Raw genomic sequence first — 25,608 nt, forward strand, 5'->3', positions numbered from 1 at the left:
CAAAAGATAAACTGATTATAGCGGACAATCATTAGAGGAAGATTAATTGGCACAAATTAACACTTACCGTTGCGATTATCCCTTCACCGATCCAGCCAGACCGGAAACAAAATATTTCTGAAACAGCAGGTAAACCAGCAAAATAGGAATAATGGATATCAATACACCGGCGTTAAGCGTTCCGTTGAATGCTCGCCCCGGAATGACATCAAGCCTGTTGTGACCGTTTTCATCGTATCTTTCGTAATAAATATTTGTGCAAGCAGAAACTCGTTCCAAGTCGCCGTTGGTTGACAAATTTGTTTTGAAATACAAGAAACCAGCAAACTCAAGGGTTAGCTGGTTCTGTCACGTTGTTTCCTTCTCCTGATTCATACAGGACCAAACTTAGCTATAATTCTCATTAGATCATGTTCTATAGAAACCCAGGAAAACTTCAAAGAAGAGATTAGTAAGTCATTTATGTATTTATTTTCTCCCCTATCGAAAGAGCACAGTTCATTTAAAAATTAAACTAAACGAGAACTATAGCTTAACTATCACGAGGCTGCCGGCATGGAACGGCAGCCTCGTTGAGCTTAACTGGAAGTATTAATAAACAAATCCTTGCTTAAAATTGAAGTTTTTAACATGTCCTAGTCTTTTTTTGTATACTAGTGTGTAGTGTGTAGTGTGTATATTCACTTATATCATAAATAATATGTTTAAGAGTAATAAAAGGGGTTTTGAATATGTGGTTTGAACAGCAGGCGTCTAAAAACAATCAATTGTCCTTTAAAGTAGGGACATATACTGATATTTCAGGAAAGGCTATATTCAATACAAATGACAAACGTCGTTATTTTTTAGAAAAACGTTGGGGTCTAGGTGGAAAGATCCTTACTGCCATTATGATGAACCCGAGTAATGCGGCTCACGATCAAACAGATGATACGGTTGACCAATTAATAAATGTTGCAAAACATCAAGGCTGTCACGACCACAGATTGAGAAAGAAAAGTACCGCTATGTGCCAATACGGCAAATAACAGACCATGAGTTTATACAGTTATTTAATAGATGACTTCATAATGTCGTGTTGCAAATTCCAAATAATTTTACTAAATAGAATACATGTTCGCAGTATAATGAAATTGATAAAAAGGTGCTATTTTCTCTAACCCTTAAGTTCGCAAGTTCCTGAACCAAAATTACGTTCAGGAGCTTTAACGTAAAACGACGGTGTCCTTCAAGGCTCCGCCGTCTTATATGCCGTTCTACCGTTATCCCCAAGCAGCCAGCTCCATCTCGAAATCGGTCGTGAAATCTGGGCTGATCGGCGTGACCCGCACGTTCACGTTAGCCTTCCAGATGTTGATTGAGACGTCGGGTGAAGCGCCCTCGTAGACGTACAATCCCTTGGCCTGCTGATGTACCAGCTCCAGCTTCACCTTCCAGATGCCATGACGGCCGTCGGAGCCGACCGCCTCCACTCGGACGTCCTTGTGCCAGATGGCACCGAGTTGAATTTCGGCACGGAAGGCCGTCTTGTTCAGCCCGATTCTGCTGCTGTGGTCGGCCAGAATGTCCGCTTTCCTGACGCGGACGCCGGACCAGTTGTCACGGATGAATTGCTTGTAGGTGGCAACCCTTGATGCGACCTCGAAGTTGTCAGCTGCGAACCGCTTCCCCCTTACGGTTGTGGGGACATACATCTTGTGCAAGTAATCGCTTACCATTCTGTGGGTGTTGAAGACGGGCGCGATTGAGCAGATCGACTCTTTCATCAGGTTGACCCATTCCGTCGGGACCGCGCGATCACATCGCTTGTAGAACAGCGGAATAATCTCATCCTCCAGCAGCCGGTAAAGCGCTTCGCTGTCCTGCTGCGCCTGGTGCTCGAGGTCGCCGTCTGTCGCGCCTTCGATGGCCCAGCCGTTCCGCCCGTTGTAGCCTTCTACCCACCAGCCGTCCAGTACGCTGCAGTTGAGTACGCCGTTCATGGCCGCCTTTTGCCCACTTGTACCGCTGGCTTCCAACGGCTTCACGGGCGTGTTAAGCCAAACGTCGACGCCTTGGACCAGCTTCTTCGCCTTATCCATCGCATAGTTCTCTACGATGTAAACCCGGCCCTTGAACCTTTCCTCTCTGGATAGCTCCACTATTCTGCGGATTAGTTCCTGTCCCGGTCCGTCCGCGGGATGCGCCTTTCCAGCGAAAACTAGGCACACGGGGCGCTCCGGATCGCCCAGAATGTGAGCGAGCCTCTCTAGATCGCGGAAGATGAGAAGTGCCCGCTTATACGTCGCAAACCGCCTGGCGAAACCGACGATCAACGGTCCTCCATCTGACGAGGCAAGCGGCAGGCCCAACTCTCGGACCATTTCAGATTTCGCCCGCTGATGCTCCTCCCACAGCTCTATGAGTGGGATATCTCTAACAGCAGCCCATACGTCCGGTTCCGCAGTGCGGACGGCCCAGTCGGACGGGAGGTGCCGGTCGAACAGTTCCTTCATGCCGGTGGCCAGCCACGTCCCGATATGGATGCCGTTTGTGACCGAATCGACTGGAATGTCCTGTCTCGGAATATGCGGCATCCACCGGTGGAACATGTCCTGGGTCACCTCGCCGTGCAGCTTGCTCACCCCGTTCACCTTCGACGACGTGCTGACGGCAAGCCGTGTCATATTGAACGCGTCGCCCACTCGGCCGAGCGACAGCACCCGCTCCCTGTCCGTCCCGAACTGCCAGTAATAGTTGCCGAAATAACGGTCCATCATGTCGATGGAGAAGACATCATGCCCGGCCGGAACCGGTGTGTGCGTCGTGAATACAGTGCTCGCCTTGACCGCTTCGAGTGCCGTCTCGAACAGCACTCCTTCGGCGGACAGCATGCGGATGCGCTCGAGCGTCAGGAACGCTGGGTGCCCTTCGTTCATATGCCAGACGTCCGGCCGGATGCCCAGCGTTGCAAGCAGTCTCGCTCCGCCGATCCCGAGGATCATCTCCTGGCTTATGCGAACGTCTTGTTCGCTCGGATAGAGTGTGTCGGTCAAGCGGCGGTCCGCGTCGCTATTCGATTCAACGTCAGTATTGAGGAGGTACAGAGTGACCGAGCCCATCTGAACGGACCACGCTTTCACATACACCTGCCTGCCGCCCACCATCACGTCGACGACGAGAGGCCGCCCTTCGGCATCCCGCACGAGACGAACTGGATAGGAGCTCGCCTCTGGGTCGATTTTGTGATACAAATGCTGCTGCGAGCCGCCCTCATCGATGTGCTGCTGGAAGTAACCGTTGCCGTAAAATATGCCAACGCCCGTAAGCTGAACATTCATGTCTGAGGCCGCCTTGATATGGTCACCTGCCAATATGCCAAGGCCGCCCGAGTAAATCGGTAAAGTTTCGTCAAGTCCAAATTCTGCCGAGAAATATGCTACACCGCCGTTAGACATCATCCCACCTCATTTTCGCGAAAAATTGCGCTTCGCCTTGTAAGCGCCTGACTTGATGCCTCTATACTATATGCCGGTTTGCAGTACACGTGCCTATAGCAAGCGGGAGTCACGGTGTGGTAAACCTTGGCAAGCCGGGTATATAGGAAACCCATTTTTCATACAGATCACTGACTGAGCTTGACAATTGTTGAGCTGTTGGTACAGCATAGTATGCTATAACCTCGACATATCTTTGTATAAAACGCCATATTTTTAATTCAACTTAATACAGCTTTTCTCATACAGCTTTTCTCATACAGCTATTTATTCAGGATTGTATTACTTTTTTTTAGGTGTTTAAACTACTAAAAAGACCATACAGGTTCTGAACTGCACCCCGTCAAGTAGACAGTACAAATAATAAAAATCAGTTAAGCGGCCTTGTTCCTAAATTCCATTGGACTAAGGCCGTTTAATTTTGCTTGTAATCGTTCGTTATTGTAAAAATGGATGTAGTTCTCGACGTCCTTCTTGAGATCCTGAAAGGTTTCGTACTTGTGTAAATAGTACTTCTCACATTTTAGAGTCCCCCAGAAGGATTCCATTGGGCCGTTATCGATGCATCGACCAACTCGAGACATGCTTTGAAACAGCTCATTTTTGTCCAAGAGCTTTTTGAAGTCCAACGATGTGTATTGAAATCCACGATCACTGTGAAGCATTGGTTTGCTTCCTGGAGCTGCTTGCAAGGCTTGCTTCAACGTCTGAAATACTAACGGATTGTTATTGGAATGTCCCAGAACATAGGATACGATGGATTTATCATGGAGATCTAGAATAGCGCTTAAATACGCTTTTTGACCATGTCCATATTTGAATTCGGTCACATTCGTGACCCACTTCTCATTTGGTGCTGTAGCCTCAAACTTACGGTTTAACACATTCTCTGCCACTTGCTGCGGAGTGGAACGCACATATTTCGCTCTCTTCCTGCGAATGACAGACTGAATACCCCTTAGCTTCATCAACCGGTATACACGTTTATGGTTGATCTTTTTTCCGGTTTGCTTGCGCATATGCAGAGTCAATTGGCGGTATCCGAAGGTACGCTCCACTTTCTCGTAGATGGATAGCATTACCTGTGTCAACTGCTCATTCTCCAGCTCGCAAGCGCTGGGTTTTCGATTTAGCCATTTGTAATAGCTCGAGCGTGCAATTCCTGCAATTTCACAGAGAAGCTGTATACTTAATGACTCATCCTTTTGAAGCGCTTGAATGGCGAGATAGACCGTTTCCTGTCGAATATGTCCTAGCGTCGCCTTCTTTCGAGTTCCTCTAACTTTTTTAAGAATGCATTTTCGGCCCGAAGGCGTTCAATTTCGTGCTCCATTTGCTTCATCTTGAGTTTCTGTTGATCGGCCTCCGTTAACTCTTCTAGAGCTTTCTTTCTCCCACGGCCATCTTTTAATGCTTCCTGACCACCATCTTCAAACTTCTTCACCCATTGATATACTTGCTGGTAGGAGACCTGAAATTGTCCCGCTGTCATTTGGTAGTCATGCTGATTCGTTAGGCAATACTGGACGATCTCTATCCGTTCCTGCCATGTTGTAGAGCGACCCTTTGTCATAGCTTTTGCTTCCCCTTTGTAGGCTTTTAAGCTGCTATGACCATTATACTTCTTTATCCATTCGGAAAGCTGTGTTGTGCTGGAGATCTTGTATTTATCGATGATCTGGTACTTAGACAATTTCCCCTCAAGGTATTCTTTCACTGCTTGAAGCTTGAGTTCAGCACTATAACTTCGGTTATGTGTACGGTGCTCCAGCCCTTCATAACCGTACAGCTTATAGCGACGTTGCCATTTCATCAATGTAGTATTGTTAATCTTATATTTCTTAGCAGCAGCTAGAAAACCAATCTCTCCACTAGAAACTTCTTCAATGATATTGAGTTTCTCTAGCGCATTATATTTTCCCCCGACCATGAAAAAGCTCCCCTTACAGTAACAGGTTTTATTTTTTAACCTGTCTACCGTAAGGGGAGCATATCATTCTTAACCTGCATGGTCACTTTTCTTTGTTAAACTTTAGAGCGCTTTCCAGTCCAGACAATCATAAGCACGACAATTATGAAGGCTAACGCCAGCATAACCGTACTTGCGGTAAGAGCAGTGGAAATGCGATGAGTCAGAAGATCTCGTTCGCTTAAATTTATTGAGCTGGCTGCTGCGTATATCGTGACAAGTATACCTAATCCCAAGGAACCTCCGAGTTGATGGGCCACATTCACCAAACCTGATGCAGCACCTGCATCCTCTGGATCTACACCTGCAATGCCAGAAGCGGTAAGCGGTCCAAGAGATGCTCCCTGACCAATACCAATCAGGATCATTGGCAATGCGACACCCGCGAAGTAAGAGATATCTGCTGACAGACGGCTAAGCCAAGCCATTCCGATTAACGTTATAATCAAACCACCGGCAAGCAAACGAGCATTACCATACCGCCGGGTAAATTTCGGAACATTGACTGCAATAATGAAATTCGTGGCTGTCATCGGTAAGAAGGCAAGACCAGCCTCAAGCGGACTGTACTCCCTGACGCTCTGGAGGAACTGAGTAATGAAGAACCAAAACCCCATCATTGCCCCGAGAAACAAAATACGTGCCAGGTAAGCTCCTGTTCGTTGTCTGCTTTTGAATAAGCGAAGCGGCATGATGGGCTGAGTTGCACGCCATTCATTAATGATGAAAAGCGCAAGTAGTAAAATACCAGCCACCAATGCCTCTACGGTGAGAGCATCGTCCCAACCAGCAGTAGCTGATCTTACAATGCCATAAACGAGTGCTGTCATGCCGAGCGTTGAACTTATTGCTCCGACTAAATCAAATTTACCTGGAATATGATCAGTCTCGGTGAGATATCTAGGTGCAGCAATCATCATCGCAGCTCCGATAGGAATATTGATAAAGAAACCAACACGCCAGGAAATCCAATCGGTAAGGATTCCGCCAAGCACAAATCCGAGACTGGCACCTATGCCAGCAATAGCGCCGTAGTAGGCCACTGCACGTGTGCGCTCTTGACCTTCAGCGAAGTTTGCTGTTAAAAGAGCAAGTGTTGATGGCGCTAAGATTGCAGCTCCGATTCCCTGTAATACTCGGCCGGCGATTATCCAGGTCACGGACTGCGATAAACCAACGGTTAGTGAAGCTATTCCAAATAGTCCGATGCCGATGATGAACATACGACGTCGACCAAGGATGTCCCCAATTCTAGCGCCGAGCAATAACAATCCTCCGAAGGTTAACGTGTAGGCGTTTTGTATCCAAGACAGCCCCGTCGCTGAGAAACCGAGGTCGATCTGCATTTCCGGAAGCGCTGTGATAACGATCGAGATGTCCAGAACAATAATCAAATAACTGATCAAGATAATGAATAGGACAGCAGTCTGTTTTGAGCGTGTTTTAGATCCTTGCTTATTGAAATGGTAAGATTCTATATTATTTTCAGCCATTAAGTTCTCCCTTGATAACAGTTGAAACAACAATTATTTTATCTTGCACGTAATCTCTAATCCCCAATCGGCAGATCAAGACATTAAAAGGCAGCTGTTGCCGCTGCCTTTTTGCTTAGGGATGGTTACCTTAAATTATGCTTTTAAATTTAAGCTGCAGATGGAATTATTCATTAAGGTCGAATTAATACTTTGAGTGCTTCACGGTTATCCATAGCACGATAACCCTCTGGAACACCTTCAAAATCAACCGTTACGTCAAAAACACGACCAGGTTCAACTTTGCCATCCAGAATATCCGGCAACAATTCTTCCATGTATGCACGCGTTGGCGCCGGACCTCCCGTAAGCGTAATATTACGCCCGAAAAGACTTGCAAAGCCGATAGGAGCTTCATCATACTGAGGAACACCAACTCGGCTGATAACTCCGCCAGCCCGAACGGCTCCAAGACTCATCTCGTAAGCAGGCATCAGCCCGACACATTCAAGAACGACATGTGTTCCCTCACCATTCGTCAGCTCTCGAACTTTCGCGATGCCTTCTTCTCCGCGCTCAGTGATAACGTCTGTTGCGCCGAATTCAATACCAAGATCTGTCCGCTTCTTATGACGGCCCATAAGGATTATTTTCTTGGCACCGAGCTTCTTCGCTGACAGAACGGCAAGAAGACCAACAGCTCCATCACCAATAACCGTTACAGTCGTATTCTCATTCACGCCTCCCATCACCGCCGCATGATAACCAGTGCCGTATACGTCAGACAATGTCAACAGGGACGGCAACAAAGGAGAGTTTTCGTCAATTTCGTCAGGCAGTTTGAACATACTTCCCTGTGCTTGAGGCACTCGAACAAATTCCGCCTGGCAGCCGGTCATAAAGCCCCCATGCACACAAGAAGTCATCAATCCTTCTTGGCAAAATGGACATGTGTTGTCACCGTAAGCAAACGGAACGACGACCAAATCGCCTTTCTGGAATCCAGAAACTTTTGAACCCATTTCTTCAATCCTTCCGATCACTTCATGCCCCATTGCTTCGCCCTCTCCATGCTCATGGGCATGCATGTTGTGATAAGGATGCAGGTCACTTCCGCAAATGCAGGCAGCAACCACTTTCAAAATCACATCCGTCGGTTCTTGCAATTTCGGAACAGGCACTTCTTCAACGCGAACATCACCAGCAGCGTACATAATATTTGCTTTCATACCAATTCTCCACCTTTTCTATACATATTGCTTTATATATTCCTATTTTTAATTTTCCTCATTAACTGCCTAAACATTACTGAGCTCCCACTATGGGATGTGGGACATACAGTTCTTCCAGGAATGAGATTTCTTCAGGAGTTAATTTCACCAATAGAGCACCTACAGAATCTTCAAGTTGAGCGATCCTCGTTGCTCCAACAATAGGAGCAGCTACAGCTTCTTTCTGAAGCAGCCATGCAAGCGCAATATGACTGCGGGGTACGCCGCGCTTCTCTGCAATTGACGCAACTCGCTTAATGATCAATCGATCTGCATCAGCAGTCGAATCGTACTTTGATTTTTGAATTTGATCAGTTTCTGATCTATGTGTGGTTTCCGACCAATCGCGAATCAGTCTTCCCGATGCAAGTGGACTATAAGGAGTCAACGCAATTTTTTGGTCATTACAAAGCGGGATCATCTCTCTTTCCTCTTCGCGGTAAATGAGATTAAGGTGATTTTGCATGGAAACAAAACGCGTCCAGCCATTTTTCTCAGCCACATGTAATGCTTTTTGAAATTGCCATGCATACATCGCAGAAGCGCCGATATATCTGGATTTTCCAGACTTTACCACATCATGCAAGGCTTCCATGGTTTCTTCAATAGGCGTGTCGTAATCCCAGCGGTGGATGATGTAGAGATCTACATAATCGGTCCCTAGTCTTTTCAAGCTTTTATCGATTTCGCTCATAATGGCCTTTCGAGAAAGCCCTGCACCATTGGGCCCTTGATGCATGCGTCCCCAGACCTTTGTAGCGAGAACAATTTCATCCCGGCTCGCATAATCCTTTAGAGTTTTTCCAATAATCTCTTCACTGGTTCCGCCTGCATAGATATTCGCTGTATCAAAAAAGTTGATACCCAGTTCTAGAGCTCTTTTAATGATAGGGCGACTGCGCTCCTCATCGAGCACCCATTGATGTCCTCCTGGGAGCACATTACCAAAGCTCATACAACCCAGACAAATCCGAGAGACGTCCATTCCAGTATTTCCGAATTTAATATATTCCATAAAGCAAACCTCCTAGAGTTTATCGAACCATTCATCATCGACCGCTTCTAACCATTCTGTTTCTCCTGGAGTCATGGCCAGGTGTACAAACCAGCTGTCTTTTGTCGCGCCATGCCAATGTTTCACGTTAGGTGGAATATTGACCACATCACCTGTTTGGAGCAACCGGGCAGGTCTGCCTTCTTCTTGATACCAGCCTTTGCCGCCGGTGACTAACAGAACTTGTCCGACTTGATGAGAGTGCCAGTTATTCCGGGCCCCTGGAGCAAAGGTAACGTTACCTATCGCGGTATTCAGAGGTGTTGGGTCTGTAAAAACCATTTGCAGGTAGGCGTCCCCTGTAAAGTTTGCTTTAACCTTTTCCCCTAATGGAAAAATGGTACTATTGCGAAGTTGTTCATTATTCATCATTGCTTCCTACTTTCAATGTTATTTAATAAGAGGCTTATTCCGATTTCGCCGCAGCTTCATTCACGCACCGGAGAGCATTCAGGCTGCGCGGATAGCCGATGAAAGGCATGCATTGAGAAATAACTTTGATAAGGAAACTCTTATCATTTCCAAGCCTTATATTAGCGGCAGCATGGCTGGTCAACTGAGGTTCACATCCACCCTGGGCCAAAAGAAAGCAAATTGTAATCATCTCTCTTTGTTTGTAGTCAAGCCCTTTTCGCGTATAGTAATCCCCAAAGCAGTTAGATGCGAGCCAGTAATTGATGTGCTTGCTCTCTTCAGGTCCTGACTGCCAGAAATCCTGCATGTGTTCCCCGAAGATGTCTACCTGTGCCGTAATCCCTGCTTCTAAACGGGTTTCTGTAGTTGTAGTTTCTTGTCCTGGTAAAGGAAGTTCAACCCCTCTTGAAGTCAAAATTTCATTCACAGCATGCAGAAAAGGAAAAACTCTTCCTATTCCCATGTAAGGTACGGACTGATAAACAATCTCTTTTACTTCCACTGGAGTAACGCCAAAGTTTAGTGCCGCTGGGAGCATAACTCTGAACTCATCAATTCCTTGACAGCCGATTAAAACGGACAAAATGGCCATCATACGAGTTCTGTCATCCAAATCGTCCTGGTTCACGACTTCATCAAACGCAAAGTTATCAAGCCGCTCAATAAACTCGGGATCTGTTTCCAAGAACTTGGAGTCGTAACCTGGAAACATTCGCTCATGATATTTTTTAGCTGCTTCCGTAATTCTCATCGCTTATTCTCCTTTAAGATAAGGGTTATAACGTAGCTATATCGATGACAAATCGATACCGCGCATCACTGCTCAGGACACGTTCGTATGCTTCGTCAACCTGGTCAGCACGAATGACTTCGATCATAGGAGCGATCCCGTGCTCTGCCGAAAAGTCGAGCATCTCTTGAGTTTCTCTAATCCCTCCAACATTGGATGCCGAAATGCTCCGACGTCCGGCAAATAGCGAAAAAACATTATATTGATCCGGCTTGTTCGGCAGACCAAGATTAACTAGTCCCCCATCCACATTAAGAATGGAAAGGAAGGCATCAACATCGATATTCGCAGATACAGTGTTTAGAATGAAATCAAATTGACCAGCCAGCTCAGTGAACGTTGTTGGATCAGTGGTTATATAATAGTGACTTGCGTTTGTTCAAATGGCGCTTTTGCACTAGGTACACTTAGCACTCGAGTAGTTTGGTTTTTATTACGGTTACAACATGTCATACAACAACCCTTTCTTAATATGTTTTTCTCTTGTTTCATATCAGATTCCATTTTTATTCGGGTTTATTTACCCCTAAGCTTTGGCGAACTTCTAAATTAGGGTCTAGTATCAACTTAACAACTAGGTCTGCTACACTTTTGCGCGATACAATGGAACCTTTAAATGGTTCCCCTTTCGATGTGGTCTCATAATCAACTTCATTAGCATTGGTAAACCAGGCTGGTCTTATAATCGTATAATCGAGATTTGAGGCTTCAATGACAGCAGCAGAATCCCGATAGGGATCCAATATGTTTTTGTACTTCTCTCCCGGGACTTCCCCATAAATCCCCATGGAGCTGATAAAAACAAGGCGTCTTAAGCCAGTTATAGACATGGCTTCCACGATTGTTTCAGCCATTCTTTTTAATTGCCCGGCTAGATTGGCATACACGACATCCTGTCCGGCCATAGCTTCTATTAATTCAACCAGATTCAAAACATCGCCTTCAATGACCCTAACACGATTGGATTCCAAGTGCTTAAGCCATTGTGCATTGCGCAGGCAGAGCGTTAATTGCGTGTTTTTTTCCCGAAGGAGTATATCAATGGCCACACGGGCAATTCCTCCGTTTGCCCCAAGGATCAGAACCTTACTCATCACCATCGCTCCTTTATTTGAAAATAAGTATATATTCTGGAGTTAACTCCAAGTCAAGCATCGGAAAGTAAACCTCGATCCATTAATGAACTTGTGTCTAAAATTATAAACGATAACAATAAACCTTCAATGGTTAGATCTATTCGGTTTGTTAATTAATGAACAAACGATACTAAATTGTCTACTATTTCTCATAATCGGGGTGTCCGCTTTGGCTAAAGCTGATCGAAGAATAAAGAAAACCCAAGACGCCTTAAAAAATGCGGTTTTGGAACTTATGGCGGAAAAGAGCTTTGATAGCATTACGATCCAGGATCTTTCTGACCGTGCCAACGTCATCAGGGGGACGATTTATCTTCACTACATGGATAAGTATGACTTGCTGGATAAGCTTATCGAGACGCATATTATAGAACTCGGCGATCGATGCAAGGCGGCAGCAGATTTGGATTTTGCAAGCGGTTCCCATATCTGGACAGAGTATTTTGAAGAAAATTACCGCTTTTTTTCGATGATGTTGGCGAGCAAAGGAGCTTCTTTTTTTCGCAGCCGGTTCCTCGAGTTTCTGCTTGAGGAGTTTAAAGATGAAGTCGATGTAACCCAAGGGAAAAATAAGGGGCTAAGCGAGGCTATGCTTATCAGGCTTGTAGCCTCTGCTTATGTGGGGGTCGTGGAATGGTGGTTTATGAATGAAAAACCAATCTCTTATCAAGCTTTAGCTGAACAATTAGGGGCTTTGTTGGAGAGGAATTGCAACTAACTCTCTACCTCGTTACTTCAATGAAAAACAGCAGCCGATTATGATCGGCTGCTGTTTTGTTGTTCCGAACTATCGTGTCCCGTTTGCTTTATACAGGATATATTGAATGCTGTCCTCTTGCTGTCCTGCGGATAGTCGAACACAACCTCACCCTCAAGCACCTCATCCCAATATATCGGCAAAAACAAAAAGAAGCTTACATTAGAGCGTTTCAAAATGCTTAATAATGTCGCGCCACGGCGGGATGAACCCGCAACGCACAAGGATATTTATTTTTCCGGTTTGCATTTACGACGTAATTATTTACTGCTTTAATAACTTTATTATTCTAACTAATCCCCATATTAGTAACGTCAGAATAACACCTAATATTAAAACTTGTATCACAAGATTCCCATACTATTTTCTGGTCCTTCACCCTACCTCTTCCGCAGGTGCTGACTAAGTTTCTGAATGACATCACAGCGACGATCCAGTCTCTTACTGGGCGGTCGAATTCCGCATGGGCGCTTGATCGCGCCTTCTACAGTACCAAGAGCACCTAGCAAACCTCGACCAGTCCATAGATGCTCTGGCTGCAGAATTACATGAGTATGAGTTGATCCAATCGATACCCGGCATTGGCACCAGAATTGCTGCAACAATACGGGCAGAAGTCGGAGAAATCGATCGATTTGATCATGTAAAGAAGCTCGTTGCATTTGCCGGTGTCGACCCAAGCGTCTTCTCTTCCGGCAAGTTTACAGCAACCCGAAATAGGATTACCAAACGCGGTTCCAGAAGGCTTCGATCAACCTTATATCTGACCGTACGATGCGGTCTGCGCAGCTCGCGCAACCAAAAAATCCGTGCCTTTTACGATAAAAAGCGTGCCGAGGGCAAGCCGTTTAAAGTGGCTGTTATTGCCTGTGTAAATAAGCTCATTCACTGGATTTTCGCGATTCTTTCCCTTAAAGAAGCATTCCGTCTGACCTAAGCAGGAAAACACTATCCTGCTTAGGAAAGCTTCCCCATCCACCTATAACATCATGGGCTTTATGCATTAAGTTTTAAATATTGACAAGCTATTAGCTAGAATAGCTTAATGTAAATTCGTGCGTTCAAGACGACACCATCACCGCGCTCTTCGCTTGAATCGTGTAGTGAGGGTCGGATAACGTTAGCTCAATGAAAACAGCGGCAGTAAAACTTCATTTTTTTGAACAATAATGTCAATCCGCTTGGGAGCAGCTTCTTTCCGTTCTCGCATAATCCTGATTCCTTATTGCGCCTGCGTGCCGGTGTCCGTCGTTCCTTGCGGTGCGGCCTCAGGGACCGTGCCTTCAGCCGGGGGCTGACCGCCCTGGCCCCTCATCGGACGCCCACCGCCGCCCATGCCCATGCCGCTCTGAGCAGTCGTTACGCCCGACTCGTTCACCCAAGTCACAGCGCTCGTAATCTCGAAGCTGACGACCTTCGTACCGCCCGTGTACTCGCCTCCCTCATACAAGCCGTTCGTTTCGGTGCCGGTAGACGAGCCACCCGAGTAGATTGTGTACGTGCTGCCTTGCTTCAAGTCAGGCGAGCTGATCATGATCGATTGGAACGTCTTTGCCGGAGCGACCGTCGCGATCGCGTTTCCTTCGCTGTCCTCGAGGCGCACCATCGTTCCAGCTTCCAGTGTCGAAGGAAAGGTCATGAGTACCGATTGCTGCGTCGACGTATCGGAAGTCGATTGCACCATGCCCGAGCTGCCCGCGGCGATCAGGTAACCACCCGTCATCTCGAAAGTGCCGTCGTAATCAAGCGAGCCGTTGCCCGCATTGGTAGGACCGTTAACGGTTACCGTGCCGCCGCTCATCGCGATCGAACCGTTGGAGTCGAGTCCGTCGCCGGTCGCGTTTACGTAATACGTGCCTCCGGTAATCGTCAGCATGTGCGTTCCGTCGGTAATCGTGTTCTGTCCCGCACGTCCGTTCACTGACGAACCGTCGTTACCGCCTCCCACGTTCATGCCGTCGTCGGACGCCGTTACCGTCGTCTCGCCGCCCGCCAGCGTAATGACGGAGCCTTCGATGCCTTCGTAGCTCTTCGTAATGTTGATCTTCCCGCCTGCGATCGTAACCGCCGTATCCGCATGGATGCCGTCATCGCCGGTTGTGAGCATGAGCTCGCCGCCAGCTATCATCAGATTGCCATTGCTGTGGATGGAGTCGTCCGCTGAGTCGATCTCGAACGTGCCGCCTCCCACTTGAATATCCGTACCTGCTTTCAGCGCTTTGGCACTTGTCGATTCTTCTTCCGTTGCCGCCGCATCCGTACCGGTCGCCGTGCTTGCCGTATCTGGCGCAGCTTGTTGACCGCCGCCCCAGCCGCCGCGCTCTTCGACATGCGTCTCTCCGTTCTCGCTGCCGCCGCCAGTTTTGAGCGAGAACGTACCGCCATTAACCAGCATGGATGTTTCCGCTTGAAGCGCGTCGTTGCCGGACGTAATGTCGAACGTGCCGCCTCCGATGGCGATAATGCCTTTGCCTTCTTCTTCGGCGTTCGTCGCTTTCACGCCGTCTCCGCCCGCTTCCACCGTCAACTTCGCGCCTTCCAGAGCAGCCACGCGGTCTTTGCCCTGTACGCCGTCGTCTACTGCCTTAACCGCTATCGTACCCGATACCAGCTTCAAGTCGTCTCTGCTGTTGATGCCGTTGTTGAAGTTGCCTTCCACCGTCAGCTTGCCCTTTCCGTTAATCGTCAGGTCCGCCTTGCTGTACAAGGCTGCGTTCGGTTCTTCGGCGGTCGCATCGGCATTGACGTAGTTCGTGCCGTCCGACAGCTTGTTTTCCGTGCCTTCTTGCAGCGTCATAACAACCTTGCCCGCTTCCACGATATACAGCGGAGCACTGTCGTTATCATGCATCTCTAAGCCGTTCAGGACCAGGTGTATCGTGCCATCCGGCACGTTCACCGTCAACTGGCCGTCGTTCAATGTGCCGCTTAATACGTACGTGCCGGCTTCCGTTATGCTCACCGAACCGCCATCGCCTGCTGCGGCTCCGGCTCCCGTCACGCTAGCCGATGTGCCGTTAAAAACAATCTTCGTCGAGCTGTCTTCACTCCACTCCGTTTTGTAATCTTCATCGTCGAACTCCACGAGTTCGTCCATCGACAGCTCGGTTGTCGCAAACGCTGCCTTCTCCGTCTGCTGATCCGTCGAAGCGGTCTCCACGACCGCCGCATTTCCGGATGCCGCCGTATTACTGCCATTGCTGCAAGCCGAAGCCATCAGCACTGTGCACAAAGCGATTACGCCTACATAATGTTTTAATTTCGTCTTTTTCATATCGATCTTCCTTCCGAATTGTAATTGTTATTGCATTACTCGGCCACAGCCGTAGGGACCATCGTCAGGGACAAATCCAAGTTGCCATTGCGGCATCGGATCGCGTCGAGGAATTCCTTCTGGTTCGTGTTCTGATCCAACGTAACGGTGTAGACGAGCTCATACAAGCTGCCAAGCTCGGTCGTGCGGATCTTTTTCAGTTCATACGCAACACCAAACGTAGCGAATACTTCGTAGAATGCTTCTTCGTAGCCCAGGCTTTCCGGAATCGTGACTTTAAGCAGCTTTTGAGCCGACTTTCTCGCTCCGAAGTTGGTTTTGCTCAAGATGAACATCAAAGCGCAAAGGATTAAAGTGAACAATACGGCGTAGCCGAAGGCGCCTACGCCGCAAGCAAGACCGGCCGCCATCGTGAACAGGACGTATGCGATATCCTTTGGATCGCCGGGCGCGCTTCGAAACCGGATGATGGAGAAGGCTCCCGCAAGGCTGAACGCTCGGGCAATATTGCTGCCGATCAGGAGAATAATAATGGCGACGATTGTGGGCAGAATGATCATCGTTAGCGTGAAATTTTGCGAATAGCTGGTCGGGCTCGTCTTCATGTAAGTGAAGCTGATAATGACGCCGAGGGCGATGGCGATCAGGATCGTAACGATCGAGCTGCCAAGCGTCATTGTGGTTGTCGCGGTCGTCGGATTGAACAAGGATTCGAAATCAAACATAGAGTACACGCTCTCTTTCCATAAATGGTGTTGTTTTTGTCGTTTGCGTAGTCAGTGCTGTTTGCGTTGGCAACGTCGGTCGCGCGTTGCCGTGTCTTACCGTCTTTCTGTATTCGTTGCCGTATTTGGAGAAGCTCGTGCGGTACAATCCGTGCTCCGATAGCAGCCGCGACAGCCACAGCGGAATCGTATTCTCCGCCTTTACTTCCATCAGCCACTTGTTGGCCGGGTCGAGAAGCTCGCCATGATCGCCAAGCTCCAGTCCCAGGTCGTACCGGCGATGGCGGATGTTCGTGTCGAACGTGATGCGGAGGTCTCGGCTCTCCTTGCTAAACATCGCCTTCCGCTCGTAAGCCAGATACACCTTCGGTTCGAGCTCGTAGCGGCAGAGGAAATATTTGATTTCCTCGATCACCTGCTTGTTCATGTAAGGCTGGAATGCCGGCTCGATCCCGGTTCGAACGAACTCGTACGCTTCGTTCAGCTTCAGCCCCGTCCTTCGTTTGTTGACGAGACCGAACACCTTCTTCTTCATCTCCAGGTACACCTTCGCGTCGCCGTTTGGTACGCCGTACGCTCTTAACCGAAGCTTCTCCTTGTATTTCGGCTTCGACAGGCTCGTCCGGATGAGCGAATCGTGCGGAGTATCGAAGTAGAGGTTGCTGATCGAATAAAATTCATGCAGCTTGTTATAATCGTCAAGCTCCATATAATCAAGCAGGTCGCTATAAAATCGAAGGTACGCATCGTGGTCAAGCAAGTATTTGTTCTCGTACCGGTTGAACACCTCAATGGCCATCCTTGTTTCATTCCTTTCCGCGGTTCGCTGTGGTCTCATCTCTCATGTCTGTATCTTAGTCCCCCAACCTTTAATGAATCTTAAATCGATTTACATTTCCTTAAAAAAATTGCGCTTCCTATATATAGCCTATATAACCGACCGAACGCGATCGAACGAAAACAGTTAAGGTTGGCTAAAGGTTCGCTTGCTATAATGGGAATATCAAGTCTAGAAAAACAGCAAAGGATGAACAGCCGATGCGAATTTTGATCGCGGAAGACGAAATACATTTGGCGGAAGCCTTATCCCAATTATTGAAGAAGCAGAACTACTCCGTGGATGTCGTCCACGACGGCAGATCCGCTTACGATTACGCGCTGAGTGGCATCTACGATCTCCTGCTGCTCGATGTCATGATGCCGGAGATGGACGGCTTCGCCGTGCTCCGCAAGCTGAGGGGCGATGGCGAGGCGACGCCGGTCATCCTGCTCACGGCCAAAGGCGAAATTACGGACAAAGTAACCGGACTCGATTACGGCGCGGATGACTATATCGCCAAACCGTTCTCGACCGAGGAGTTGCTGGCCCGCATACGCGCTGCGCTGAGGCGTAAGGGAGAAGTCGTCCCGGAGGACGCGCTGACGTTCGGGGATATTGAGCTGAATACGACGTTATTGAAGCTGACCGTCAAGGGCAAGGAATTGAAGCTGAACTTGAAGGAAAGCGAGCTGCTCGAGCTGCTTGTGACGCGGAAGCTGGCCGTCACGTCGAAGGAGCAAATTATCGAAAAACTGTGGGGCTTCGATTCGAACGCGGAATACAACAATGTGGAGGTGTACATCTCGTTCCTGCGGAAGAAGCTGACCTTCCTCCATTCGTCCGTGAAGATTGTAACGATCAGGGGCGTTGGGTACATCCTGGAGGTGACGTGAATAGCATGTTCAAAAAGCTCAAAAACCGATTTCTCCTGCTGAACCTGATCACGATCACCGTCATGATGCTGGCTGCTTTCACGGCCATCTATACCATCACCTATCAAGACGTGAAACGCGACATCGATATGGAGCTTCATCAAGTTTCGGAATTTTATCATAAACAGCAGGACGGACCAAGACGGTTCGAACCGGACGATGTCGACGCATCGCCTCCGGAAGAGTTCCAGGGCGAGCCACCTGCAGGCATGGAAGACGACGGCTGGAGACCCGAACGGTCCGTATCGTTCAAGCTGGAAGCGGACAGCTCCGGCACGTTAACGAACACCGACTCGCGGTTTGATATGGAGGAGTCCTTCTACCAAGAGGCGCTCGAAAAGGCACTAGCTACGGGCAAAACGACTGGCCAGCTCAAGCTGGACGGCAATGAATGGGCGTTCATCGTTCAGCCGACTGCTGCCGGCAGCATGTTCGTCTTCATGGATGTCACCGCGCAGCAGGGCATCTTGACGAATTTGATTTATACGTTCGGGGCCGTCGCTCTCGTTATGCTCGTTGTCATTTATTTCATCAGCCGTTATTTCGCCAGCCGATCCATCGCTCCGGTTAAGGAGGCGTTCGAGAAGCAGAAGCAGTTTATCGCCAACGCTTCCCACGAATTGAAGACGCCGCTTGCGGTCATTCAGACCAACGCAGACGTGCTGCTCGCCAACCGCGAGGATACGATCGTGAACCAGGCCAAGTGGCTGCATGTCATTAAGCAGGAGACGCAACGCATGGCCAAGCTGACGGGCGATCTCCTCTATCTGACCGAGATGGAGGACTCGCGTTCCGCCATGATGCGCGCCGTGTTCGACCTGAGCGAAGCGGTGGAGACGATTATGCTGACGATGGAAGCCGTTATTTTCGAGAAGGAGCTCCAACTCGACTACGATATTGAGCCCGAACTAACGGTGAACGGCAGCAGCGAGCAGATCAAGCAGGTCATCATGATCTTGCTCGACAATGCCATCAAATACGCGGGTCCACGCGGATCGATAGAGATTGCGCTGAAGAAACAGCATCAGGATGTCGTCCTGTCGGTCACCAACACGGGCGAAGGCATTGCCTCGGAGCACTTGCACCGGATCTTCGACCGATTCTATCGGACGGACGCTTCCCGCTCCCGCGCCCAAGGCGGCCATGGACTGGGTCTTGCCATCGCCAAAACCATCGTCGATCAGCACGGCGGCAAGCTTTACGCGAAGAGCGAGCTTGGGGAATCGACGACTTTCTTTCTGCATCTGGACTAGAGGCCCTCGACACGCAAAAAAAATCCCTTACGACCGTTTCAACGGTCGCAAGGGATTTTTGATTTTTGTCGTTTTTTTTAGCAATTTCCATATCGGGGTTCGAAATCGCGACAACAAACAAGCATCGGCTAACGCGAACGATTGTTTTTTTGCGATTCGGTTCCGTCAATCCTCTAGGAAAGCGATGCGGATCAGCTCCTTGGCCTTTCGAAGCTTATTCGGGTCCAATCGCCGCAGCATGGCCAGAATCTCACTTACTTCTCCGGCATCGCGGAGGTTCCGCGATGCCTCCGTCGCCGAATTCTCTTCCTGCAAGCCTTCGGCCTCATCAAACCGAACCCATGACGTAACTACTGTATCCTTCATGCATTGTACGAGGAATCGCATCTGTTCGATATCGTAACGGCTTAGAAATTCGCGAACGTTGCCTTCGATATGGACGTGCAGCTCTTTGTGCAGATTGAAGACCTTTCGGCCGACCGAGGTTAACCGGAACAAGACTTCCTTCTTATTGTCGGGGAGCGATTCGCCTTGAACGATTCCTTGCTCCAACAACCGCCGCGTAATCTTGGACACGCTGCCCCTCGGGATGCCGAAACGCTTGGAGATCGTAATGCCGTTCACCAGCTCCGACTCCCCGATCGCGTGCACGATGTGCAGCATAAGGACGGTCGCTTCTTTCAGAAAATCGACGACGCGGTCGTCCGAGGTACGCGCCGTCATCCAACGCCTCTCCTCGTCCTCTCCTTCTGTCTGGAATCGATTCTGCAAAGCGCCGATTTGATTCATCATCTCCGTGATCAAGAGTGCTTGTTCGACATTCGAGTTCGTCCTTTTGCTGGACATCGTTCGTTCCCCTTTCTGTTCTTCCTGACGCTTTGTTTGTTACAGTATATCAAGCAATCGGCTCGAATTAAATATTCTCAAGAAACATTATTGACAACTGATAAACAAAAACATACTATTGTTTCATGAGATGCATTATTGATTCCGGTTAACAAAATGATGACAATGAAAAAGGGGTGCTCCACCATGAATTTCGTAATTGTGTTCGACCATCCATACGGTGCCGCGGCTTCTGAGAACGTCCCGCATCGAAGAAGCTACTCCGCCGCGTTATTAGTCGCCGTGACCAAAGGTCTACTCTCGAACCATCACAGCGTCGATCTAATCGATCTGCACGCGGACGGCTTCAATCCCGTCATGTCCGCCTCGGATCTGGCCGATTGGCGCCAGAAGCGCTCTAGCGACCCGCTCGTGGCCGACTATCAGCAGCGGCTCATGGCTGCGGATCATATCGTATTTATTTTCCCCGTCTGGTGGGAAGGAATGCCGGCACTCATGAAGGGTTTTCTCGACAAAGTGTTCGTGAAGGGCGTCGTATATGCCGAAACGAAGCCGGGACGGCCCTTCAAGTGCTTGTTGCCCCGCTTGAATGGTGTAACCTTGCTGACGGTCATGGCCACGCCGACCTTCGTCTACCGCTGGATCCTCGGGAACCCGATCGTCAAGATGGTCTTCCGCGGCACCTTCAGGAAGATGGGCATTCATAAGCTGAAGTGGCATAACTACTCCGGCATGGAAAATCGCACACTCGAGCAACGCCACAACGCTCTGAACAAGACAGAGCGGATTTTCAACAACTATTGACGGTTGTTTGGATAAAATAGAATTCTACACCATCGGGAAACGATGGCAATTTCCCGGTTCTGATTGAAGAGTAGTATCCAACCTGATGCAAGTTCGGCATCGGCAATCGGAATGTTCAATTCACTAAATAACGCCGGACAATCCGTACTTCGCTTTCACCGCCTTCATGAGCGTCCTGACAAGGCCCACTTGGGTGATACCATTTCTTTGGTCAGGACTTTTCATGAGATAATGTTCTTTTCACCCGACAATGGTTAATAACCATCATTCGAACGTCGAATAATCATCGTCAGCCATTCAATCAAAGATTCGGACATGCCAAAATGGAATGACGAGCTTGTGCGATTCATATCCCTCTAATGAAGTGAAAAGGCTTCGAAGGAATACTTCTAATGGAGGAGCATGGCGTTTGAATCTACCGCTAAAAGCCGTTTGTTTAAAACTAGATGGGAAAAGCTACCTTTATTATGAACTTTATTTTTCTCTCATTGAAAGTTATCTAAGAACATAATCGCAAAAAAAGCCGCGCCGTTGCATAACATTGCTTGTTCATAAATGAGTCCAACACCAGCTCGTTCGCATGCTTTTCCAAATGTCGAATACATATTTAAGTATTATATAAACAGGAGGAAACAAGCCATGGCTCAACACGGGCAATCGTTCATGAGAGGAACGCTAGTCTTGTCTGTCGCTGCTTTCATCAACCGCATTCTCGGCTTTATCAGCGGCATGTATATTGCGCGTGTACTGGGCGCGGAGGGAATCGGCCTACTGATGATGGCGCATCCGCTCGTCCCTCTCGTCATTACGATTACGGAGCTTGGATTGCCAGTGGCAATTTCAAAGCTGGTCGCGGAGGCCCACGCCCGAGGCGAACGATTGAAAGTGAGGCGTATCCTGCACGTGTCGCTAGCCGTCACCGGCATCTTGAGCATAGCGCTTACGTTCATTTCACTACTAGGATCCGAATGGATCGCATCCATCCTGCTGAGCGATCAACGCGCCTATTATGCAATGCTCGCGATTACGCCGATCGCGCCGATTGTCGCTATATCCGCGGTGTTAAAAGGATACTTCCGCGGCATGCAGCAGATGAGAACCATCGCCACCTCCGATGTGCTCGAGCATACGGTGCAAATCGCCTGTGTCCTTGCATTGGTACACCTATTGCTGCCTTTCGGCATCGCGTATGCGACTGCGGGCGCAATGGCTGCCTCAGTCGTCAGCGAAGCGATCAGCCTCTTATTTCTGGTGGCAAGCTACAAACTGTACGGCGAATCGAAGATGCCGGGCGAGACATGGGCGAGCCACATGAAGCAAGGAAGAAGCACACTTGGAGAGCTGCTACAGATCGGTCTGCCGACGACCGGGCACGGCGTTATTCATTCGTTATACAGCACCTTACAACCGCTTCTCATTACATCCAGCCTGGCGCTGGCCGGCATCGGCACGGTGTTAGCCACGAAGCAATTCGGCCTGCTGGCCGGCTATGTGTTTCCACTGCTGTTCATGCCAAGCTTTATTACGCAGTCCTTGTCCACCGCTCTCATTCCTGCGATTGGCGAGGCAGCGGCGAACAAGAACAGTCTGCTTATGCATGAGAGGATGAATCAGGCGCTAAGCTTGGGACTTCTGATCGGCGCGCCGGCGACCGTCATCCTATTCGAGTGGGCAACTCCACTTACGACGCTTGTATACAACGCACCGGAAGCAGGATTGCTACTCAAAATATTGGCGCCGTTGTTTTTTTTGCATTATTTCGACGCACCGCTGCACGCGATCCTGCTCGGTCTCGGCCGAGCGAAAGCTACACTGTGGAACTACGTGGCAGCAACGATTTTCAAAGCTGTCTCGATCTTCGTGTTCGGCAGCCAATTCGGCATTACCGGCATCGCGTACGGCATCGGCATCGGAATTGTCATGCAAACACTGTTAAACTTTTTTTCGATCTCAGGCTCGATCGGATTTTACTGGAGCATTCGTCCTTATATCAAGGTTGGGATCTGTATGATGCTGATGGCGATATGCGGGCACTGGACCTATGACTATCTTACCGTCCAAGGCCTGCCGCTGTTATGGAGCTTAATAGTTTCAATTGTCTGGTCCTTGCTCATCTATTTCATTACACTCGTATTGACGGGTACGTTGAAATGGAAAAGTACGCTCCAGAGGTTTTCGATTCCATGGTAAATAATTGTTGTTTTCTTTCTTCATTAACGCTTAACACGACATGTTTTGAAATCAATTTGCCGTTTCAAAAATATGACCGAAACCATCCCTTTTCCGGCGACGGGTTAACGCATTTAGGTTACTCCAATACGCATGTCGGGAATGAAGCAACGTTCTTGTCACTCATCGGGAATGTTATCAAGTTCTTGTCAATGCAATTTGACAAGAACTTGATAAGATAAAAAAATGCCGCATTAAATGCGGCATCCAATGATACTATGTTCTTGTCACCAGACAGTTTCAATGGCTTGTGTCACAATCATACATTTCATTTTAGTTGTTTATTTTGTCACTCTTATTATGAGTAAGTTCTGCCCTCAGTTATCACATCAACACTTACTATTAAAATATGCAGTCTACCAGAACGTTCTGGCGGACTGCATTTGTGCAGTCAATTTCATTAACGTTCCCCGTTAGCTGAACAGGCACAGGCTGCCGAAAACGAAGGCACCCTTTTGTAATGTTATTAAGCCTTCGTTCCCTGTTGTAGAGGAATTGAAGACAATCTAATTATTGGTTTTCATATGGTTTCCAATGTCCATTAACGTTTCATTTAATAACCTCCTCTATTATTCTTTAAGCGACCCCAGCATTGCGCCTTTGACAAAATATCTTTGCAGGAACGGGTAGACGACCAGAATCGGCACCGTGGCAAAGATAATAATGCCTGCGCTCATCATTTCCGGTGTAACAGGCATATTTAGTTCGAATTGCACTTCCCCCATGAAGTTGTTCAGCCCTTTCTTAGCGACTAGGTTCTGCAGCAGCACCTGCAAAGGATAGAGTGTCTTGTCCCTAATGAAAACAAGTGCGGAAAAGTAAGTGTTCCATTGATAAACGGCATGGAAGAGACCGATGGTGGCAATAACAGCCGTCGATAAGGGCAGCACGACACGGAAAAAGATGCCCGCCTCGCCGCAGCCGTCCATCTTTGCCGCATCGAACAGCTCTCCGGAAACATTCCGAAAAAAGGTTCGCATAATAATTACATAAAATGCGCTTGTTGCTCCTGGTATCATCAATGACCAGAGCGTATCGAGCATATGGAGGGATTTGACAAGCAGAAAACCTGGTATAAGTGGTGCGGGTAAAATAAAAGTAAGCACGATGAGTCGCATGATCCACTTTCGACCTGGCATGGTCGTTCTAGAGAGCGCGAAAGCAATCATGGACGTGAGCGCCAATGTAATCAACGTGCCAACAAAGGTAATATAGACACTGACGCCCATCGCCCTCCACATTTCATCCATCGAAATTATTTTTTTGTAAACGGCAAACTGCAATCCTTTTGGCCAGAAATAGACTAGCTTAGCCTGCGCATAAAGCGGAGAACTTAGGGAAACTGACAGGATGTGAATTAACGGAGCCAACATTATTAAGCTTAGAGCTGTCAAAATGGTGACCAAAAATGCTTGGAAAGCTATAGGTTTACGCACGACTCCACCTCCTATGTTAGTAAAGGCTCTCTCCGGTTGTTTTACGGCTGATCGCATTCAGCCCGAATACAAGTACAATGCCCACCACGGCTTTAAACAAGGCAATTGCCGTCGTATAGCTGTACTGGCCGCCTACCAAACCGAAAGTATAAACATACGTATCGAACACCTCTCCCACATCCCTAACTAGCGGATTCAGGAAAATCAACACCTGCTCTACATTCGCGTCCAGAATATGCCCAATCGAGAGAAGCAGCACGATAACCATAGTCGGCATCAATAAGGGCAGTGTAATGCTCCACATTTGCCTCCATCTGCCGGCGCCGTCAACCATGGCAGCCTCATAGAAATTTGGATTAATTCCGGATAGTGCCGCCAGGTAGAGAATGGTGCCCCATCCAACTTCTTTCCAGATCCCAGTAGATATCAGTACGGCAATGAATGTGTTTCCTTGTGTTACATAATCAACCTTTGCTATACCCATTTGACTAGCTATCGTATTAATAATGCCTTCGTAAGAGAGTAGATTGATGAAGATGGAGCCGACGATAACCCACGACAAGAAGTGAGGCATGTAGACAACGGTTTGTACGACTCTCTTGAACGCCATCGATTTCAGTTCATTCAGCAACAACGCTAAAATGATCGGTGCAGGGAATCCGAACAACAGCGAATAGAAGCCGAGCTTCGCCGAGTTGCGAAACACTTCATAAAAATCTTCGAACCCGAACATCCGCTCGAATTGAGCAAAACCCACCCACGGGCTGTGTAAAATTCCTTTGAAGATGTTATAGTCTTGAAACGCAATGACATTGCCAAGTAGTGGAACGTATTTGAATAGTAAAAAATAGAGCAATCCGGGTAAAGCGAACAAGATGAGAACCCACTTGTCTCGTAAAACCAACCGCCTATTCATAACATCACCTGCCGATTCTTGTGGATGGCCAACC

The 25,608-nt window shown here is 48.3% G+C and carries 21 protein-coding genes and 3 pseudogenes; 7 read left to right on the forward strand and 17 right to left on the reverse strand.

The features are described 5' to 3' along the window. Positions 1 to 75: 75 nt before the first annotated feature. A pseudogene (locus HI950_RS35635) lies at positions 76 to 284 on the reverse strand (carbohydrate ABC transporter permease); the annotation flags it as partial. Positions 285 to 731: 447 nt separating this feature from the next. Between HI950_RS35635 and HI950_RS04905 the strand changes: the two are divergent. Next, positions 732 to 1,028, forward strand: coding sequence for a DUF1643 domain-containing protein (locus HI950_RS04905; RefSeq protein WP_169081327.1), 297 nt, complete (start codon positions 732 to 734; stop codon positions 1,026 to 1,028). 234 nt (positions 1,029 to 1,262) lie between these two features. On the opposite strand, the gene glgP is transcribed toward HI950_RS04905, so the two are convergent. From glgP to HI950_RS04955, 10 genes and pseudogenes are all read right to left on the reverse strand, one after another. Next, positions 1,263 to 3,437, reverse strand: a complete 2,175-nt coding sequence (glgP, locus tag HI950_RS04910; protein ID WP_169082177.1) for an alpha-glucan family phosphorylase — start codon at positions 3,435 to 3,437, stop codon at positions 1,263 to 1,265. A 413-nt stretch (positions 3,438 to 3,850) separates the two neighbouring features. Beyond that, positions 3,851 to 4,771, reverse strand: a complete 921-nt coding sequence (locus HI950_RS04915) for an IS3 family transposase (RefSeq protein ID WP_169082176.1) — start codon at positions 4,769 to 4,771, stop codon at positions 3,851 to 3,853. Further along, the gene (locus HI950_RS04920; RefSeq protein WP_169081326.1) at positions 4,729 to 5,406 is read right to left on the reverse strand and encodes a helix-turn-helix domain-containing protein; all 678 of its coding nucleotides are present in this window, start codon (positions 5,404 to 5,406) and stop codon (positions 4,729 to 4,731) included. Before HI950_RS04920 ends, HI950_RS04915 begins: the two co-directional genes overlap by 43 nt. Before the next feature lie 95 nt (positions 5,407 to 5,501). Then, the gene (locus HI950_RS04925) at positions 5,502 to 6,938 is read right to left on the reverse strand and encodes an MFS transporter (RefSeq protein WP_169081325.1); all 1,437 of its coding nucleotides are present in this window, start codon (positions 6,936 to 6,938) and stop codon (positions 5,502 to 5,504) included. 173 nt (positions 6,939 to 7,111) lie between these two features. After that, a complete protein-coding gene (locus tag HI950_RS04930) occupies positions 7,112 to 8,146 on the reverse strand; it encodes a zinc-binding dehydrogenase (protein WP_169081324.1) in 1,035 nt (344 codons plus the stop codon). 76 nt (positions 8,147 to 8,222) lie between these two features. Next, positions 8,223 to 9,203: an aldo/keto reductase gene (locus tag HI950_RS04935; RefSeq protein ID WP_169081323.1), complete on the reverse strand. Its 981-nt coding sequence runs from the start codon at positions 9,201 to 9,203 to the stop codon at positions 8,223 to 8,225. Between the two features lie 12 nt (positions 9,204 to 9,215). Further along, positions 9,216 to 9,611 (reverse strand): cupin domain-containing protein, encoded by a 396-nt coding sequence (locus HI950_RS04940; protein ID WP_169082175.1) that lies wholly within the window; start codon positions 9,609 to 9,611, stop codon positions 9,216 to 9,218. Between the two features lie 37 nt (positions 9,612 to 9,648). Then, complete coding sequence (locus HI950_RS04945; protein ID WP_169081322.1) at positions 9,649 to 10,407, reverse strand: carboxymuconolactone decarboxylase family protein; 759 nt, start codon at positions 10,405 to 10,407, stop codon at positions 9,649 to 9,651. A 25-nt stretch (positions 10,408 to 10,432) separates the two neighbouring features. After that, positions 10,433 to 10,819 (reverse strand): annotated as a pseudogene (locus tag HI950_RS04950) (zinc-binding dehydrogenase); the annotation flags it as partial. Between the two features lie 133 nt (positions 10,820 to 10,952). Further along, positions 10,953 to 11,540: an NAD(P)H-binding protein gene (locus HI950_RS04955; protein WP_169081321.1), complete on the reverse strand. Its 588-nt coding sequence runs from the start codon at positions 11,538 to 11,540 to the stop codon at positions 10,953 to 10,955. A gap of 211 nt (positions 11,541 to 11,751) precedes the next feature. On the opposite strand from HI950_RS04955, the gene HI950_RS04960 reads away from it, so the two are divergent. Next, positions 11,752 to 12,300, forward strand: coding sequence for a TetR/AcrR family transcriptional regulator (locus tag HI950_RS04960; protein ID WP_169081320.1), 549 nt, complete (start codon positions 11,752 to 11,754; stop codon positions 12,298 to 12,300). 520 nt (positions 12,301 to 12,820) lie between these two features. Next, positions 12,821 to 13,276: pseudogene (locus HI950_RS04965) on the forward strand (transposase); the annotation flags it as partial. A gap of 285 nt (positions 13,277 to 13,561) precedes the next feature. On the opposite strand, the gene HI950_RS04970 reads toward HI950_RS04965, so the two are convergent. Genes HI950_RS04970 through HI950_RS04980 form a run of 3 tightly spaced genes read right to left on the reverse strand, consistent with a single transcriptional unit; the run spans position 13,562 to position 17,137 of the window. Then, positions 13,562 to 15,613 (reverse strand): carbohydrate-binding domain-containing protein, encoded by a 2,052-nt coding sequence (locus tag HI950_RS04970; RefSeq protein WP_169081319.1) that lies wholly within the window; start codon positions 15,611 to 15,613, stop codon positions 13,562 to 13,564. A 35-nt stretch (positions 15,614 to 15,648) separates the two neighbouring features. Then, entirely contained in the window at positions 15,649 to 16,338 is a 690-nt protein-coding gene (locus HI950_RS04975; RefSeq protein ID WP_169081318.1) for a DUF4956 domain-containing protein, read from the reverse strand. Then, a complete protein-coding gene (locus HI950_RS04980) occupies positions 16,331 to 17,137 on the reverse strand; it encodes a polyphosphate polymerase domain-containing protein (protein WP_169081317.1) in 807 nt (268 codons plus the stop codon). Before HI950_RS04980 ends, HI950_RS04975 begins: the two co-directional genes overlap by 8 nt. 239 nt (positions 17,138 to 17,376) lie before the next feature. On the opposite strand from HI950_RS04980, the gene HI950_RS04985 reads away from it, so the two are divergent. Both HI950_RS04985 and HI950_RS04990 read left to right on the forward strand, forming a co-directional pair. Beyond that, on the forward strand, positions 17,377 to 18,051 hold the full coding sequence (locus tag HI950_RS04985; RefSeq protein ID WP_169081316.1) for a response regulator transcription factor: 675 nt from the start codon (positions 17,377 to 17,379) through the stop codon (positions 18,049 to 18,051). Positions 18,052 to 18,056: 5 nt separating this feature from the next. Then, on the forward strand, positions 18,057 to 19,343 hold the full coding sequence (locus HI950_RS04990; protein ID WP_169081315.1) for a sensor histidine kinase: 1,287 nt from the start codon (positions 18,057 to 18,059) through the stop codon (positions 19,341 to 19,343). A gap of 165 nt (positions 19,344 to 19,508) precedes the next feature. Here the strand turns inward: HI950_RS04990 and HI950_RS04995 are convergent, their stop codons facing one another. After that, positions 19,509 to 20,189 carry a helix-turn-helix domain-containing protein gene (locus HI950_RS04995; protein ID WP_169081314.1) on the reverse strand — a complete coding sequence of 227 codons (681 nt, stop codon included), beginning with the start codon at positions 20,187 to 20,189 and terminating at the stop codon, positions 19,509 to 19,511. Positions 20,190 to 20,375: 186 nt separating this feature from the next. On the opposite strand from HI950_RS04995, the gene HI950_RS05000 reads away from it, so the two are divergent. Continuing rightward, positions 20,376 to 20,993 (forward strand): NAD(P)H-dependent oxidoreductase, encoded by a 618-nt coding sequence (locus tag HI950_RS05000; protein WP_169081313.1) that lies wholly within the window; start codon positions 20,376 to 20,378, stop codon positions 20,991 to 20,993. 639 nt (positions 20,994 to 21,632) lie between these two features. Continuing rightward, complete coding sequence (gene spoVB / locus HI950_RS05005) at positions 21,633 to 23,183, forward strand: stage V sporulation protein B (RefSeq protein ID WP_169081312.1); 1,551 nt, start codon at positions 21,633 to 21,635, stop codon at positions 23,181 to 23,183. Positions 23,184 to 23,791: 608 nt separating this feature from the next. Here spoVB and HI950_RS05010 read toward each other — a convergent pair. Continuing rightward, positions 23,792 to 24,658: a carbohydrate ABC transporter permease gene (locus HI950_RS05010; RefSeq protein WP_317618294.1), complete on the reverse strand. Its 867-nt coding sequence runs from the start codon at positions 24,656 to 24,658 to the stop codon at positions 23,792 to 23,794. Positions 24,659 to 24,674: 16 nt separating this feature from the next. Next, the gene (locus HI950_RS05015) at positions 24,675 to 25,574 is read right to left on the reverse strand and encodes an ABC transporter permease (RefSeq protein WP_169081310.1); all 900 of its coding nucleotides are present in this window, start codon (positions 25,572 to 25,574) and stop codon (positions 24,675 to 24,677) included. Positions 25,575 to 25,608: the final 34 nt, after the last annotated feature.

Source organism: Paenibacillus sp. PL91 (assembly GCF_012935325.2).
GTDB lineage: Bacteria > Bacillota > Bacilli > Paenibacillales > Paenibacillaceae > Pristimantibacillus.